This window comes from Vibrio ishigakensis, from assembly GCF_024347675.1.
Taxonomy (GTDB): domain Bacteria; phylum Pseudomonadota; class Gammaproteobacteria; order Enterobacterales; family Vibrionaceae; genus Vibrio; species Vibrio ishigakensis.
In genome coordinates this window covers 2,852,602-2,868,927 of record NZ_AP024881.1, presented here as the reverse complement: position 1 = coordinate 2,868,927, position 16,326 = coordinate 2,852,602, and the positions used below count along the sequence as shown (strand labels likewise).

The window sequence follows — 16,326 nt, the reverse complement described above, 5'->3', positions numbered from 1 at the left end:
CCGCTTGCTTCACAAAAAAGGGCTCGATAACGAGCCCTTGTTGATTACGCTTGCTTTTCTTCAAACTCAGGCAGAGGTTTATGCTCTGAGGCGATAAAGCTATAGATAACCGGCAGTACGAATAGGGTAAACAGAGTACCAATCGCAAGACCTGCAACGATAACAATACCGATACTGAATCTTTGCTGAGCACCCGCACCAGATGCGTACATCAGTGGGATAAGACCTGCAATCATAGCCGCTGTGGTCATCAGGATAGGACGCAGACGAACCTTAGCTGCTTCCATTACCGCATCGATACGGCTCTTCTGATGATGTAACTGCTCTTCTTTCGCTACCTCACAGATCAAGATACCGTGTTTGGTGATCAGACCGACCAAGGTGATCAAACCAACCTGAGAGTAGATGTTCATGGAGGAGAGACCCCATGCCAGCGCTACAAGTGCACCACTAATCGCAAGAGGTACAGACACCATGATTACCAGTGGGTCACGCACTGATTCGAACTGGATTGCCAGTACCAAGAAGATGATAGCAATTGCCAGTAGGAAGGTGGTATATAGTGCGCTACCTTCGGTTACGAACTGACGAGCCTCACCCATATAGTCATGGTTGTAGCCTGCTGGCAGGTTATCTTGAGCGGTTTGCTCAAACCAGTTGATCGCATCACCCATTGCAACACCCGGAGCTGGTACTACACCAATAGTGGCAGAGTTCAGCTGGTTAAAGTGTGGCAGAGAGCGAGGCTCAGGCACTACATCGATAGTGATCAAGCTACCCAGTGGCACAGCATGGCCATCAGATGAACGCACATAATAGTTGTTCATCGACTCTGGGTTTAGACGGAACTTACGTTCTACCTGAGGGATTACCTCATAAGAACGACCATATAGGTCGATGCGGTTTACATAACCATCCGCCATCATGGTACTTAGGGTTGTACCTATGTCTTGCATGGTTACGCCGTAGGCACCAGCCTTGTCCTTGTCGATCTGAATCTTCATCGTTGCCGAGTCGTAGTTCAGGTCAAGATCCGAATAGACAAACATTGGCGAGCTGTTTACTGCCGTCAGAGCGTTGGTCGCGATCTGGAATAGGCTCTCAAAGCTGTTTGGTGTAGTGATAACAAACTGGATCGGCAGGCCTGAACCAGCACCCGGTAGTTCTGGCATCTGGAATGCAGTGATTGCCATTCCTGGGATGCTAGATACAAGACCAGATACGCGGTTGGTTACCTCTGCTTGGCTCGCTTCACGCTGACTCCAAGGTTTTAGAGAAGCGATACCAAATGCTTGGTTTGAATTTGGAACACCGGTAAACACCTGAGCGAATTGCACCTCTGGCTGGTCACTCAAGATCTTGTTTACATCGTTCATGGTGTTTTGCAGATAGTCTAGGTTCGCATTCGACGGACCTGTACCCATCAACATAACCACACCTTTATCCTCTGAAGGCGCAAGCTCACTCGGGATGAACTTGAACAGTAGTGGCAAACTACCGAACACGATCACGGCAAAGGCAATTACCACACTACGGTGCTTCATTACTGAACCTAGAGCACGCGAGTAGGACTCACTCAATGCATCTAGCTTGGTATGAACAAACTTCTCGAAGCGGTTAGGCTCTTCGTTTTCACGCAAGATGGTAGAGCACATCATAGGGCTCAAGGTCAGTGCGATGATTCCGGATACGAATACCGCACCGGCGAGGGTGAGAGCAAACTCTTTAAACAAGGAGCCTGTGATACCACCCATTAGCGCGATCGGCGCATATACCGCACCTAGCGTTAGCGTCATTGCGATTACAGGAACAGCGATCTCACGCGTACCTATGATGGCAGCCCTAAACGGGGTCTCCCCAAGCTTGATATGCCGGTCTACGTTCTCCAATACAACGATCGCATCATCTACCACCAGACCGATGGCGAGAACCATAGCCAGTAGCGTCATCAGGTTCCAAGAGAATCCCAATGCCTGCATAAACATAGCCACACCAATCAAGGAGAGTGGAATGGTTACGATAGGGATAAGTACCGCGCGGTATGAACCTAGGAACAGGGTAATAACTACCAGTACGATCAGTGCCGCTTCGATGATGGTCTTAGCTACTTCGTAGATGGACTCATTGATAGCAACAGTAGAGTCATACATTACCTGCATCTTGATGTTGCTTGGCAGGTTCTTCTCTAGCTGTGGCAGTAGCTCAAGGATGTCAGCCGCAACGTTGATTGGGTTTGCACTTGGTGCACCGTTTACCGCTGCTACAACCGCTTCTTGACCATTGGCACTTGCACGATAGATATCGTGGCTCTTCGCACGGGTTACCTTAGCAATATCGCTTAGACGGATTACCTCACCCTTGTCCTGACGAACTACTAGGTTTTCTAGCTCATGTACGCTAGCCACTTGCGTGTTAGCGCTGCCGTTATACAGAACGAACAGACCCGTTGCTTGACCAGTCGCTGATTGGAAGTTGTTCGCACTCAGCACACCCATTACATCGGTAGAGGTAAGCTGTAGAGCAGCCATCTTTTGTGGATCCAGCCAGATACGCAGCGCGTACTTCATACCACCGTATAGGTCGACCTTAGATACACCGTTAACCGTGAATAGCTGAGGGTTTACAACACGCTCAAGGTAGTCAGTGATCTGACTCGACTCTAGCTCATCACTGGTAAAGCCGATGTACATGATCGCAGTTGTGGAGCCTGTCGACATGGTTACCGTCGGGTCTTCCGCTTCTTTAGGAAGTTGCGAACGAACCGAGTTGGTTTTTGCCAGTATGTCAGCCAGTGCGCCGTTTGGATCGGTATTTAGCTTCATGTTTACCGTGATGGTAGAGCTACCAAGCACAGATTGAGAAGTCATATAGTCGATGTTATCGGCCTGAGCGATAGCCTGCTCCAATGGCTGAGTAATGAAGCCCTGGATAAGGTCCGCACTTGCACCATAGTAGCTGGTCGTTACGGTTACTACCGTATTGGTCATCTCTGGGTATTCGCGCACTTGCATCTTGAATACCGCTTGCAGACCAAGCAGAGCGATCAAAAAGCTAATAGATATAGCTAAGACCGGTCGCTTTATAAATATGTCTGTAAATCGCATCATTGTGTCCTTACAGCATTGGAATTTCAGCTGGCGGAGTAGTTGCGTCGCTGGTTACGATCTTAACCTTAGCTTCGTTACTTAGACGAACTTGACCAGAGGTTACGATTGTTTCACCTGCTTTAATGCCATCTAGGATAAGCACTTTATCTAGCTTGCGTTCGCCCACTTTAACCACGCGCTGATCAACCCGGTTGGTTTCTGAGTTCAGAACATAAACGCTGTCACCGTATAGGGTGTAGGTGATTGCGGTCTGCGGAAGCACTACCTGATCATGAAGCGTTGGCAGAACCACCTGAGCGCGTGCAAACATACCACTACGTAGCTTACCTTGTGTGTTCGGGATGTCTGCTTGAACCTGAATCAGACCACTCTGATAGTTAACCGCAGGCTCGATAGCAGAGATAGTGCCCTCGAATACTTCGCCAGGGAATGAGTCCACTTGGATATGTACATCTTGGTCAACGTGGATGCGAGAGATATCAGTTTGAGAAACTGTGAAACGAAGACGCATAACGCTGATGTCTTCAAGACGTGCGATACGGCTGCCACCTTGTAGGTATTCACCAAGGTTTACGCCACGGATACCGATAACGCCTGCAAAAGGTGCGCGAATTTCACGACGATCAATAGTCGCCTTTAGGCTCTCGATGTCTGCTTGCAAAGAGAAGTAAGCAGCAGTCGCTTCATCAAAGTCCGCTTGAGATACAGCGCCTTTCTTGAATAGGCCGTTGTAACGCTTATATTTTGCTTCAGCCGCTGGATAGCGAGCTTGTGCACTCTTTAAGTTCGCGCGCTCAACGTCAGAATCCAAAGCTACAAGCAGTTGGTCTTCAGTAACGGTAGCGCCAGACTTAAAACCAATACGTTGAATAACACCGCTGGTCTCAGAGGTTAGGGTTACGCCTTGAAGGGGTTCGATGAAACCGATGGCCTCAATGTTTGGCGTCCAATCCTCAGCATTCGCTGTCATAACGGTAACCGGATACTCAGGTTCCGGTCGGTTCGCCATATATTCAGCTATTTTCTGCTGCTTGAATAGATTAAAGCCGATCACACTGCCAAATAGGGCGATTGCGATCAGCAACATAATTACAGTCCACTTTTTCATGGAACCTTACTCCAAATTATCTATTTTGAATCGCTTTCCAACTAGCTTGGATGGCCAGTTCGAAAGTGTTGGCGTCTATTTCTTCAATCTGTTGAAAGTGTTTACGTGTCAGCGCTACACATGATTCCAGACTTAGAGAAAATAAAACGGTAGTTGGTAAATCTAAAAATTCACCGCTGCTTCGGCCTTTCTTAAACATCTCATCTACTTTGTAGAAATAGCTTCTTTCTGTATTCGTGATCTCTTTATCCAACGGAGTAGGTAGAGATTCATATTGAATACGAGTTTTAAGTAAACCTAGACCCGAGCCGCCAATACTCCAAATATTGTGGCACATGGTTTCGTACTGCTTCTTTAAAGGCTGTGAGTCATCGACATCTTTCTGAATAGCATCAGCAATCTGCTTTGCTAGCCAAAGCCTTACTTCTGCAATCACGCTATCTTTATCTTTGAAATAGAGATAAACCGTGCCCGCAGCCATCTTGGCTTCTTTGGCTAACTTCTGGATCGATAGGCCGTTAAAGCCGTCTCTAGCCAGGATTGCTGTCGCGGCATCTAGGATGTCTTGACGCTTATTATTAGTAGCCATACATATCAACCTTAGTGAAATGAATGAACGTTCATTCATTTTATAGTTATAACCGTTATAAATGCAACAACTTGTAACTATAAGTAAGCAAATTGATTCATATAAATTCAAGTGGCGTTCAAAACGGGTGACAAGTATGATTATCGCCCACTCGAGATTAAGGTGATCCAATGCGACTCAATCCCCAACAAGACCAAGCCGTTAAATATGTATCAGGCCCATGCCTAGTGCTGGCAGGGGCGGGTTCGGGTAAGACTCGTGTTATCACCAATAAGATTGCTTATCTGGTTCAGCAGTGCGGTTACAAGGCACGCAATATCGCGGCAGTAACCTTTACCAATAAAGCTGCGCGTGAGATGAAAGAGCGTGTGGGTCAAACCTTGGGTAAGCAAGAGTCCAAGGGTTTGATGGTGTCTACCTTCCATACATTGGGTCTGAATATTATTCGTCGTGAATATAAGGCGCTGGGTCTGAAGGCTGGTTTTTCTCTATTCGATGACCAAGATCAGCTCGCTATGCTCAAGGAGCTCACCGAAGAGTTGCTTGAAGGCGACAAAGACCTACTACGTCAGCTCCTCAGCACTATCTCCAATTGGAAGAACGATATGCTGAGCCCAGCACAAGCCGCGGCAACGGCGCAAGGGGAACAGTACAAGCTGTTTGCCCATTGCTTCGAGCTCTATCAACGCCAGATGACGGCCTACAATGCCCTCGACTTTGATGACCTGATTTTGATGCCGGTGCAGCTACTAAAGAGCAACCAAGAGGTTCGCGAACGCTGGCAATCTCGAATCCGCTATCTATTGGTGGATGAGTATCAAGATACCAACACCAGTCAGTATGAACTGGTGAAATTGCTGGTGGGTGAGCGTGGACGTCTAACCGTGGTAGGAGATGACGACCAATCTATCTATTCTTGGCGCGGTGCCAAACCACAAAACCTTGTTTTACTCGGTGAAGATTATCCGAGCCTGAAGCTTATTAAACTTGAACAGAACTATCGCTCAACCAGCCGTATTCTGCGCAGTGCCAATATACTGATTGCGAATAATCCGCACGTGTATGAGAAAAAACTCTTCTCTGAATTGCCTGATGGGGAAAAGCTAAAGGTATTGTTAGCCAAGAATGAAGAGCATGAAGCCGAGCGCATTACCGGTGAGATCATTGCGCACAAATTCTTGAATCGCAGCAACTATAAAGATTATTCCATCTTGTATCGTGGTAACCATCAGTCTCGCCTTATAGAGAAAGCTCTGATGCAAAACCGCATTCCTTACAAGATCTCAGGTGGCACTTCTTTCTTTGCTCGTACTGAGATCAAGGATGTGATGGCGTATCTGAGAGTCTTGGTAAACCCAGATGATGACAATGCGTTTCTGCGTATTGTGAATACTCCGCGTCGAGAGATAGGTCCAGTTACCCTAGAGAAGCTTGGTAGCTACGCCAATATGCGTGGTAAGAGCTTGTTTGAGTGCTCTTTTGAGTTAGGGCTTGAGCAGACTCTAAGTGGCAGAGGACTAGAGAACCTTCGTCGCTTTTCCGATTGGATAGTACGTGTATCCGATAATGCGGAGCGTGGTAATACGGTAGAAGCGGTGCGCAGTCTAGTGCGAGACATCAACTATGAAGATTGGTTGTACGAGACTTCTTCCAGCCCGAAAGCGGCTGAGATGCGTATGAAAAACGTCTCCGATCTCTACTCTTGGATCGTAGCCGACCTTGAGGGCGACAACTATGACAATGAAGAGAAGACGCTAAAAGAGGTAGTTCAGCGCTTAACCCTACGCGACATGATGGAGCGTGGTGAAGACGATGAAGATGCAGATCAGGTTCAGCTGATGACACTGCACGCATCCAAAGGTCTGGAGTTTCCTTATGTTTACCTGATGGGCACGGAAGAGGGTATCTTGCCGCACCAAACCAGCATAGATGAAGAGAACGTAGAGGAAGAGCGTCGCCTTATGTATGTAGGCATCACCCGAGCGCAAAAAGAGCTTACCTTTACAATGTGTAAAGAACGCCGACAGTTTGGTGAGCTTATTAAACCAACTCAGAGTCGCTTTCTAGAGGAACTGCCATTCGATGATGTTGAGTGGGAGAGTAAGAAAAAAGAGCAGACCAAAGAAGAGCGAATGCAAAAAGGGCAAGCACATATCGCCAACCTTCGGGCTATGTTCAAGAAATAAAAAAGGATGGCTTCGGCCATCCTTTCTTATAACGCGCAGTGGCTGTTATAAACCTGCAATCATATGGTCGATCGCAGCGACGATCTCATCATCTGAACAGTCCATACATGCACCTTTTGCTGGCATAGCGTTGAAGCCGTTGATTGCGTGGTCGACCATAACGTCTTTACCTTGTGCGATACGAGCTTCCCAATCGCCAGCGTCACCTAGTTTAGGTGCACCACCTACACCAGAGCCATGACAAGCGATACAGAAAGTACCATAAACAGTCGCGCCATCGCGTGGGCCAGCTGCTGCAGTTTGCTCTGGCTCTGCACCTGCTAGGTAAACATCGCCTACAGGCTTGATACGTTCCGCAATTGCGTCGTATTCATCTTGGCTAGTAGCAGCAAGGCTTGCGCCGGAAAATACTAGCGCAGCTGTAACGAGTGTGATTAGTTTACGAGGCATATCCATTAACTCTCTTTTAATTCCTGGGAAAGCGCCTAACAATTTGTACGAAATGTACGCCGATCAGATGAAAATAATTAAAATCGACTGTTAAGGTGTTGTAAATGTTGGGTGATTATATATCTTATGTTTGTTGCATTAAACCATCTCTTGTCAGGGGCGCGGGTTAAATCACATCTGCAAACTGACGATTATTTACTGGTTTCGTTGAAAAAAAGTGCAATCATAAAAAAAACTGCAAAAAGTACTAGACGCGAAAGTGTGATATCCGTATTATTCCACTCCGCCGATAGGGCATGCGCCCGTAGCTCAGCTGGATAGAGCGTTGGCCTCCGGAGCCAAAGGTCGAAGGTTCAAATCCTTTCGGGCGTGCCATTTCGGAGGCGAATTCGGTAAAAAATTATAGTGGTGGCTATAGCTCAGTTGGTAGAGCCCTGGATTGTGATTCCAGTTGTCGCGGGTTCAAATCCCGTTAGCCACCCCATTCTTTGGTAGCTTTGCTTCCAGTTTCGATTTAATCGGGACGAAACATAAGTCGGTGAATAGCGCAGCTTGGTAGCGCATCTGGTTTGGGACCAGAGGGTCGGGGGTTCGAATCCCTCTTCACCGACCACTATTTAGAATCACGCAGAAGCTTGATTCAACTACATGGCTAACATCAGCGATGTACAACAATTTGATGGTGGCTATAGCTCAGTTGGTAGAGCCCTGGATTGTGATTCCAGTTGTCGCGGGTTCAAATCCCGTTAGCCACCCCATTATTTCGGTGAATAGCGCAGCTTGGTAGCGCATCTGGTTTGGGACCAGAGGGTCGGGGGTTCGAATCCCTCTTCACCGACCACTATTAGAAAAGCTCATCAGTAATGATGAGCTTTTTCTTTATCTGAACAAAACAACTGTCGGGTGCGGAAGCCCGCCGCGTCGAATCTCTCTTCACCGACCACTACACAGAAGCCCTGCTCAAAGAGCAGGGCTTTTTTTTCTGAAAAATACTGCTCTACACAGACACAAAAAAGCCCCGATAAATCGAGGCTAATTTCTTTTACATCATGTACTTACGGCGAATGTCTAACAGGGCGAAGATACCGAAGATGAGTATTGACCATTTCTCCCAACTGGTGACTTTAATCTTGTCACCAAACGCACCGATAAAGATGGCAGCTTGAATGCCGTGCATGATCAGCAAGAATGCGGTCATGATATACAGAGCGATGGCGGCTTTGCCTGGAAACGGTTGGAAGATGTTGAAGATAAGTACAAACCAGACAAAAGCGATGGCCGCCTTAGCCAAGATCAGTAGGTATTTCATGGTGTTTGCCTCGTAAACAGTTGAAAACGCACCTGACCTGCGACTTTCTCGCGATGAAGATGCCAGTGCGATGGTAATTCTGGTAATTCGAGCTCTTTCTCTGCCTCTATATACACTAGCGCATCATCGGCTAACCAGTGATTGCTCTCCAGCAGATTCACAACATCGTCTAGTAACCCTTTGCGGAAGGGAGGATCGATGAAGACGAGGTCGTAAGGTTCGCCGTTATTCTTCAAAAATTCCAGGCTGTCCTTGTTTAGAACCTCAATATTGTCTGCTTTTAACGTTGAGACATTCTTCACTAGTTGTGCGTGGGCTTCTTTATTAAGCTCCAACATGGTGACTTTTTCTGCTTGTCTCGACGCTGCCTCAAAACCAAGGCCGCCAGAACCGGCAAAAAGATCTAAACACTTGGCTCGTGGTACATCCATGGCAATCCAATTGAATAGAGTTTCTTTTACTCTGTCAGTTGTGGGTCTTAACCCTTCGGCGTCGTGAACCGGCAGTTTTCGTCCTCTCCATAAGCCACTGATAATTCGAATAGAGCCTGAACCCGCTCGAGTTTTACCTGTGTTTTTGCCACTTGAGGAGCGTTGTTGTTTTCTCATGCTATTTTTGATGCTGTTTTAGCTTGAATATTTTAGAATTGTACTCTTAAACGCAATTTCTATCATGGTGAATTGGCACGAAGCGTTCGCTATGTCTCGCCCAGAAGTAAAAAACAGGATTTATTCCGATGACGGATAAGAAGAAACGCGGGTTGCTGTCGTGGCTTGGATTCGGTGACGAAGAACAAGCTCCAGCGGAACAGAAACAAACTCAAGAAGAGCAAGCCTCACAAGAGGAAGTGCTAGAACAACAAGCCTCTGAGGTTGAGCAAGAAACCGAAACTACTGAGCCGGTAGCTGAAACTGAACAAGTTACTGAAGAGGTTGTAGCCGAAGAAGAACCTGAAGAGTTACAAGCACCAGTTGTACAACCAGAGGTTCAAGAAAAGCCTACCGAGAGTTTCTTTGCTCGCCTTAAGCGCAGCCTGGCGCGCACCAAAGCCAACATAGGCGCCGGTTTCTTTGGCCTGTTTAAAGGCAAGAAGATCGATGATGACCTATTCGAAGAGCTAGAAGAACAGCTATTGATTGCCGATGTGGGCATGGAAACCACCATGAAGATCATCGACAACCTAACCGAAAAAGCCTCTCGCCAAGACCTAAAAGACGGTGAAGCTCTGTATGATCTGCTTAAGCAGGAGATGGCAGAGATCTTGACTCAGGTTGAGAAGCCGTTAGAGGTTGATGAGAAAAAGACCCCTTATGTCATCTTAATGGTTGGCGTAAACGGTGTCGGTAAGACAACTACTATCGGTAAGCTTGCCAAGCAATTCCAATCTCAAGGTAAGAAGGTGATGCTAGCCGCAGGTGATACTTTCCGTGCAGCCGCGGTTGAGCAGCTTCAGGTTTGGGGGCAGCGCAACGAAGTTCCAGTTATCGCTCAACACACAGGTGCTGACAGTGCTTCGGTTATCTTCGATGCTATCGAAGCAGCTAAAGCGCGTGGCTACGATGTGGTGATCGCAGATACAGCAGGTCGATTGCAGAATAAGAGCAATCTGATGGAAGAGCTTCGCAAGATTGTTCGCGTAATGAAGAAGATTGATGACAGCGCTCCCCATGAAATCATGCTTACCCTAGATGCAGGTACTGGCCAGAATGCTATCAGCCAAGCAAAACTGTTTAGCGATGTTGCTCCGGTTACTGGTATTACACTGACTAAACTCGACGGCACCGCTAAAGGTGGCGTTATCTTTGCTCTAGCAGACAAATTCAATATCCCAATCCGCTTTATCGGTGTGGGTGAGGGTATCGATGATCTACGTCCATTTGAGACCCAAGATTTCATCGAAGCTCTATTTAGTCGAGACGAATAAGTCCAAAGCGCAAGGATAGTTAAGTGATTAATTTTCAACAGGTAAGTAAGGCTTATCGCGGTGGTCATCAGGCCCTACAAAAGGTGGACTTTCACCTGCGAAAGGGTGAGATGGCATTTCTTGGTGGGCACTCAGGTGCAGGTAAGAGTACCTTACTCAAATTAATCTGCGCCATGGAAAGGCCAACAGACGGAAAGATCTTATTTAACGAGCACGATATCACCCGTATCAGCGATAAAGACATCCCGTTTTTGCGTCGTAATATCGGTATCGTGTTCCAAGACCACAGATTGTTGATGGATCGAAGTGTTTACGACAATGTGGCTTTACCGATGCGTATCGAGTCCTACGCTGAAAATGAAATCAAGCGTCGCGTAAACGCCGCTCTGGATAAAACAGGTCTTTTGGATAAAGCGCGTTGCCTGCCTTCTCAACTCTCTGGTGGTGAGCAACAGCGTGTGGGTATCGCAAGAGCGGTGGTTAACAGACCCACTCTGCTTTTGGCCGATGAGCCTACGGGTAACCTAGACCCTGAGCTATCGAATCGCATCTTTAGACTGTTTGAGGAGTTCAACCGAGCAGGCGTTTCCATCCTTATTGCGACCCACGATGTGGGCATGATGGAACAGCGTCGTCAGTATCGTCGCTTTGAACTTAACCAAGGATTTTTGAGTGAGGCTGCTGGCTATGGGCAATAAGGGACAGGTTGCGAAAGTCGGCTACTTCCGTTCGCATTTATTAGTGGCTAAGGGCGCACTGAGGGATCTTGTTCAAAGACCTCTCGGCAGTATGTTCACCCTTGCAGTTATTGCCATTATCTTAGCACTTCCAGCGAGCTTGTATGTAGTCGCAAAGAACGTAGTAATCGCTTCTGAGCAGGTGAATCAGCCTGCAGCTATCAGCGCCTATCTAAAAGAGGGCACCCCTGAAGCTCGCATTATGCTGCTAAAGGATGAGATAGAAAGTGATAGCGCGGTTGAAATGGTTGAGTATATCTCTTCCCAACAGGGCTTGGCAGATCTGAGTCAGGTATCTGGCTTTGAGAGTACTATGAGCCTTTTGGATGAGGATGCACTTCCTGCGCTATTGGTAATCCACCCTGCACAAGCCACCGAGTCAGCTCAGCGACACATTCTTCAGCTTGCTGAGCAACACAAGAGCGACTTTACCGATATTCGTCTGGATAAGGATTGGTTACAGCGATTCGATGCGGTAAAGACGTTGAGTAGCGCTCTAGCGGTCTCACTTGCAGTGATGATGCTCATTGCTGTGGTGCTTATCATTGGCAATACCATGCGCTTTAGTGTGCTTGCTCACAAGCAAGAGATTCAGGTCATGAAGTTCTTGGGTGCTACCAATAGCTATATTCTAAGACCATATCTTTATTCGGGTATGTGGTTGGGGCTACTAGGTGCCATACTGGCGTGGTTGGTGACCCTAGTTCTTTCTCTTGTGTTGGGCAGCTCAGTTGAGCTGGTGGCCAGCCTTTATGACAGTAGCTTTGGTTTTACTCGTCTAGATATCGATGAAACCTTAATTCTGTTCCTACTTGGTGGCTTCCTTGGTCTATTTGCTGCACAAGCTTCGGCACGTCGTCATCTTTCTGAAATTGAACCTACCTAAAATTTCTATGTCTTACCCTAGGGCAAGCTTTCAACTCTATGCATTGACTCACAGACTTGAACTTGCTCTAGACGAATTTCTGTGCATAATATTCAGTCCACCTTTTTTTAGCACTCGCTAAATTAACAGTGGATTAAGTAGTACGATTCAGTGAAAGAGGAATTGAATGACTAATAAAACGTTTGCAATGGCAGTGGTATCTCAAGATAGCCTAGACAGCTACATCAGCTCAGCCAACAGCTACCCAATGCTGACCGCTGAGAAAGAGAGAGAACTGGCCGAGCGTTTACATTACAAAGGTGAGATTGAGGCTGCGAAAGAGCTGATCCTATCTCATTTGCGTTTTGTTGTTCATGTCGCTCGAGGTTATTCTGGCTACGGTCTGCCACTGGCTGACTTAGTTCAAGAAGGTAACATCGGTCTAATGAAGGCAGTTAAGCGCTTCAACCCTGAAGTAGGGGTTCGCTTGGTATCTTTTGCCGTTCATTGGATTAAAGCCGAGATTCACGAGTATGTGTTGCGTAACTGGCGTATCGTTAAGGTTGCCACGACTAAGGCTCAGCGTAAATTGTTCTTCAATCTGAGAAAGAACAAGAAGCGTCTTGGTTGGTTTAACCAAGGTGAAGTTGAGACAGTAGCCAGCGAGCTAGGTGTGTCTCCTTCAGAGGTTCGCGAAATGGAATCTCGTCTTGCAGCTCAAGATGCGACCTTCGAGTTTACTGCCGATGATGATGACAATGCCTCAGCACCAACAGTTGCTCCAGCGCTGTATCTGGAAGATAAACATTCAGACGTTGCTGAAAGCTATGAAGCAGACAACTGGGAAAATCACACTAACGCGCGTCTAGCGAATGCACTGGCGACTTTGGATGAGCGAAGCCAACACATCGTGCGCTCTCGTTGGTTGGATGATCAGAAGTCGACCCTTCAAGAGCTTGCAGAAACCTACGGTGTATCTGCAGAGCGTATCCGTCAGCTAGAGAAAAACGCAATGAAAAAGCTGAAAGGCGCCGTTGGCGATCTTTAATTAGCTCAGCACTTCGAGAAAGGCCAAGATTTATGATCTTGGCCTTTTTTATTGGATCTAAAATAGAATTGCTCTTCTGTGGATAACTCTGTGGGATAAATTTATATAGCATGTCTTTAACTGCCGTATATCAAGGGTTATCATGCTATTTGGGTTTGGGGATTAATAAAAACGATCCAACACTTTATCCAAGATCAATACTACATATTGTGGATCAATTTATTCGAAACCACTTTATCAACTTAATCCACAGATTTACCCACAAGTGATGGCAATTTGATCATTCTTGTATCAAAGCTCGGTATATTAAATTATGCTCGCCTTGGATAGGATTTTTGAAAGAGAACAAAACAGATGGAAGAAGTACTACATATCAACGTGCAATCAGCACTAGAAAAACAGCAACAAGGTAAAGCCCGTTTGGTAGATATTAGAGACCCACAGTCTTTCGCTTTGGCGCATCCAACCAATGCCTTCCATTTGACCGACCACACCCTAACGCAATTCATACAAGAGTCCGATTACGAAGAGCCAGTGATGGTGATGTGCTATCACGGTATCAGTAGTGTCGGTGCGGCTCAGTATCTATTGAATCAAGGCTTCGAAGAGGTTTACACCGTTGATGGTGGTTTCGAGGCATGGAGGCGAGAGCAACTGCCGGTTGAGAGCGTTGAATGATACGTCTCACTCAATTCAACAATCCTAGACTGGCTCAGTCTTTCATCGATTACATGGCATCTCAGGGTGTAACCCTGTCTCAGATGCCGGAAGGTGATGGGATGTTTGCCCTATGGCTCCACGATGAGGAGCAGATCGATAGGGTACAGCAGGAACTGAAAACCTTTTCCTCCAATCCACACCATAATCGCTATCAGGCCGCTTCTTGGGAGGTAGCCGACAGCAGAAAGCAGGTCTTTCGCTATTCTTCGCCAAACATGATGCAGATGCTAAAGGCTAAAGCGGGTGTCGTGACTTTGGGGATAATGGCGATCTGTATTGTGTTGTACATTCCAAGGTTGATTGGATGGCAACAACAGATATTCGAATGGTTCCACTTTCCAGCTTTCGCTAGTCAGCAATTCCAAGTGTGGCGATATTTCTCCCACGCTGTATTGCATTTCTCTATCCTGCATATCACTTTTAACCTTTTATGGTGGTGGCAACTGGGTGGAGACATAGAACAAAGGCTAGGAAAAGGAAGGCTACTTAAGATCTTCTTGGTCTCTGCTCTGTTGTCGGGCTGTGCCCAATACTGGATAGAAGGGGCGAATTTCGGTGGTTTAAGTGGCGTCGTGTATGCGCTAGTTGGTTATTTCTGGGTAATGACGGCCCGAGCTCCTCAATTAGGGCTGATTATCCAGAAGCCTATCCTTGTTTTCATGCTGATCTGGCTTGTGCTCGGTTTTGTTCAGCCATATATGGCTATAGCTAATGCCGCTCACCTAGCAGGATTATTTGCTGGCCTAATGTTAGGCTGGTTTGATAGTTCAAAGCCTCAGCTCACTTAAATTGAAAATCTAAGTTAACCGCACATCTAGAGATTGCTACAATGCCCACGTAGTAATCTTTAGGGTGTTTAGCTCCAATAAATTTATGACCAGTCTAATTCGAGCCTTTGAACTCGCCCTCCAATCCGCAAAGTGGCAAGAACCAGAGGTTTTCCATTTTCCTGATTCAAACATACGCTGTTGGCTTTTAGAGAAAGACTCTTTGTCTCACCGTTTGGCTGAGCAATGCGAAGAACTCAGTGTTGAGGTATTTACTAACAGTAAGGTTCCTGCTGATTCTCTAACGACTCAAGAACAAGGCTTTCTATCCAATGAAGCCTGTCTATTGCGTGAAGTGATTCTGCGTGGTGATAGACATGACTGGGTGTACGGCCGAACCCTGATCCCTCAAACCTCATTGGCGGCACAGCCACATGACCTTGAAAATCAAGGCTCTCTTCCTCTTGGCGTGACAGTTTTCAACTCCGAGGGTGCCTATCGAGATGGCTTGCAGGTAGCACAGGTAGAGATTGCTGGAGAAGTGCTTTTTGCACGTCGCTCACGTTTATGGATGAATGAAAGGCCTATGCTGGTGGCAGAGATATTCCTACCAGATGCGCCGATATACAGTGAAAGGAAAACAGATGACGGTTGCTAAGCTTCGTGCTTACTATTTCTTAATGCGAATGGACCGCCCAATTGGCAGTCTATTGCTTCTTTGGCCGACCCTTTGGGCGTTGTTGATGGCCGCAAAAGGTCAACCGCAATGGACAGTACTTATCGTATTCTGCATTGGAGTTTTGTTGATGCGCTCAGCCGGCTGTGTGATTAACGATTACGCTGACCGAAACTTCGATGGACACGTAGAGCGTACTAAGCAGCGTCCTATCCCAAGTGGACTGGTTACCGCAAAAGAGGCTTTAGTCCTGTTTGGTGTACTGAGTTTGCTGGCATTCGCGTTGGTTCTAACCATGAATACCCTAACTATTCAGCTCTCTTTTGTGGGTATTGCGTTGGCAGCGCTATATCCATTTATGAAACGCTTTACTCATCTACCTCAATTGGTGCTAGGCATGGCCTTTAGTTGGGCTATTCCTATGGCGTGGGCCGCTGAGTCTGGGACTGTTGAGCCAATGGCTTGGCTCTTGTTCGTGATTAACCTACTGTGGACCATCGCCTACGATACCCAATACGCTATGGTAGATAGAGAAGATGACCTTAAGGTAGGCATTAAGTCGACTGCTATTTTGTTTGGTCGCTACGATAAACTAATCATTGGTGTTTTGCAGGCGGTATCTATTGCACTACTACTGCTAGTTGGCATGCTCGAGTCATTGACTGCTGCTTACTACTGGGGCGTATTGGTCGCCGGTGGCTTGTTTGTGTATCAGCAGTGGTTGATTAAGACCAGAGAGCGGGCGCCATGTTTCCAAGCCTTCTTAAATAACAACTATGTAGGGATGGCGGTGACAGCCGGTCTCTTTATCAGTTATTTATAAAAAAAGCCCCTGACGGG

The 16,326-nt window shown here is 46.9% G+C and carries 15 protein-coding genes and 5 tRNA genes; 14 read left to right on the top strand and 6 right to left on the bottom strand.

What is annotated here, in order from left to right; translation table 11 throughout:
• Positions 1-44: 44 nt before the first annotated feature.
• The 3 genes from Pcarn_RS13265 to Pcarn_RS13255 are packed head-to-tail and all read right to left on the bottom strand — an operon-like array spanning position 45 to position 4,804.
• A complete protein-coding gene (locus Pcarn_RS13265; RefSeq protein WP_261834293.1) occupies positions 45-3,104 on the bottom strand; it encodes a multidrug efflux RND transporter permease subunit in 3,060 nt (1,019 codons plus the stop codon).
• Positions 3,105-3,114: 10 nt separating this feature from the next.
• A complete protein-coding gene (locus Pcarn_RS13260) occupies positions 3,115-4,215 on the bottom strand; it encodes an efflux RND transporter periplasmic adaptor subunit (RefSeq protein ID WP_261834292.1) in 1,101 nt (366 codons plus the stop codon).
• Between the two features lie 16 nt (positions 4,216-4,231).
• Positions 4,232-4,804, bottom strand: a complete 573-nt coding sequence (locus Pcarn_RS13255; protein ID WP_261834291.1) for a TetR/AcrR family transcriptional regulator — start codon at positions 4,802-4,804, stop codon at positions 4,232-4,234.
• Positions 4,805-4,974: 170 nt separating this feature from the next.
• Here Pcarn_RS13255 and rep point away from each other — a divergent pair, with 170 nt between their 5' ends.
• Positions 4,975-6,990 (top strand): DNA helicase Rep, encoded by a 2,016-nt coding sequence (rep, locus tag Pcarn_RS13250; RefSeq protein WP_261834290.1) that lies wholly within the window; start codon positions 4,975-4,977, stop codon positions 6,988-6,990.
• Positions 6,991-7,035: 45 nt separating this feature from the next.
• Here rep and Pcarn_RS13245 read toward each other — a convergent pair whose 3' ends face one another.
• Positions 7,036-7,446 carry a c-type cytochrome gene (locus Pcarn_RS13245; protein WP_261834289.1) on the bottom strand — a complete coding sequence of 137 codons (411 nt, stop codon included), beginning with the start codon at positions 7,444-7,446 and terminating at the stop codon, positions 7,036-7,038.
• A gap of 292 nt (positions 7,447-7,738) precedes the next feature.
• Here Pcarn_RS13245 and Pcarn_RS13240 point away from each other — a divergent pair.
• The 5 genes from Pcarn_RS13240 (at position 7,739) to Pcarn_RS13220 (ending at position 8,281) form a co-directional block, all read left to right on the top strand.
• A tRNA-Arg gene (locus Pcarn_RS13240) sits at positions 7,739-7,815 on the top strand.
• 33 nt (positions 7,816-7,848) lie between these two features.
• Positions 7,849-7,924 (top strand) — tRNA-His (locus Pcarn_RS13235).
• 52 nt (positions 7,925-7,976) lie between these two features.
• A tRNA-Pro gene (locus tag Pcarn_RS13230) sits at positions 7,977-8,053 on the top strand.
• Positions 8,054-8,122: 69 nt separating this feature from the next.
• Positions 8,123-8,198: transfer RNA gene (locus tag Pcarn_RS13225), tRNA-His, on the top strand.
• A 6-nt stretch (positions 8,199-8,204) separates the two neighbouring features.
• Positions 8,205-8,281: transfer RNA gene (locus Pcarn_RS13220), tRNA-Pro, on the top strand.
• Positions 8,282-8,482: 201 nt separating this feature from the next.
• On the opposite strand, the gene Pcarn_RS13215 is transcribed toward Pcarn_RS13220, so the two are convergent.
• Positions 8,483-8,749 carry a DUF1145 domain-containing protein gene (locus tag Pcarn_RS13215; protein ID WP_261834288.1) on the bottom strand — a complete coding sequence of 89 codons (267 nt, stop codon included), beginning with the start codon at positions 8,747-8,749 and terminating at the stop codon, positions 8,483-8,485.
• Entirely contained in the window at positions 8,746-9,357 is a 612-nt protein-coding gene (rsmD, locus tag Pcarn_RS13210; protein ID WP_261834287.1) for a 16S rRNA (guanine(966)-N(2))-methyltransferase RsmD, read from the bottom strand. The genes Pcarn_RS13215 and rsmD overlap by 4 nt, the downstream gene beginning before the upstream one ends.
• Positions 9,358-9,485: 128 nt before the next feature.
• On the opposite strand from rsmD, the gene ftsY reads away from it, so the two are divergent.
• From ftsY to ubiA, 8 genes are all read left to right on the top strand, one after another.
• Complete coding sequence (gene ftsY, locus Pcarn_RS13205; protein WP_261834286.1) at positions 9,486-10,673, top strand: signal recognition particle-docking protein FtsY; 1,188 nt, start codon at positions 9,486-9,488, stop codon at positions 10,671-10,673.
• A gap of 23 nt (positions 10,674-10,696) precedes the next feature.
• Complete coding sequence (ftsE, locus tag Pcarn_RS13200) at positions 10,697-11,371, top strand: cell division ATP-binding protein FtsE (RefSeq protein WP_261834285.1); 675 nt, start codon at positions 10,697-10,699, stop codon at positions 11,369-11,371.
• A complete protein-coding gene (ftsX, locus tag Pcarn_RS13195) occupies positions 11,361-12,296 on the top strand; it encodes a permease-like cell division protein FtsX (RefSeq protein WP_390904490.1) in 936 nt (311 codons plus the stop codon). The genes ftsE and ftsX overlap by 11 nt, the downstream gene beginning before the upstream one ends.
• Before the next feature lie 166 nt (positions 12,297-12,462).
• Positions 12,463-13,323, top strand: coding sequence for an RNA polymerase sigma factor RpoH (gene rpoH, locus Pcarn_RS13190; RefSeq protein WP_261834283.1), 861 nt, complete (start codon positions 12,463-12,465; stop codon positions 13,321-13,323).
• Between the two features lie 354 nt (positions 13,324-13,677).
• Positions 13,678-14,001 (top strand): thiosulfate sulfurtransferase GlpE, encoded by a 324-nt coding sequence (gene glpE, locus Pcarn_RS13185; protein WP_261834282.1) that lies wholly within the window; start codon positions 13,678-13,680, stop codon positions 13,999-14,001.
• Positions 13,998-14,831: a rhomboid family intramembrane serine protease GlpG gene (glpG, locus tag Pcarn_RS13180; protein WP_261834281.1), complete on the top strand. Its 834-nt coding sequence runs from the start codon at positions 13,998-14,000 to the stop codon at positions 14,829-14,831. The genes glpE and glpG overlap by 4 nt, the downstream gene beginning before the upstream one ends.
• Before the next feature lie 85 nt (positions 14,832-14,916).
• Positions 14,917-15,468, top strand: a complete 552-nt coding sequence (locus tag Pcarn_RS13175) for a chorismate lyase (RefSeq protein ID WP_261834280.1) — start codon at positions 14,917-14,919, stop codon at positions 15,466-15,468.
• Positions 15,455-16,309, top strand: coding sequence for a 4-hydroxybenzoate octaprenyltransferase (ubiA, locus tag Pcarn_RS13170; RefSeq protein WP_261834279.1), 855 nt, complete (start codon positions 15,455-15,457; stop codon positions 16,307-16,309). The genes Pcarn_RS13175 and ubiA overlap by 14 nt, the downstream gene beginning before the upstream one ends.
• Positions 16,310-16,326: the final 17 nt, after the last annotated feature.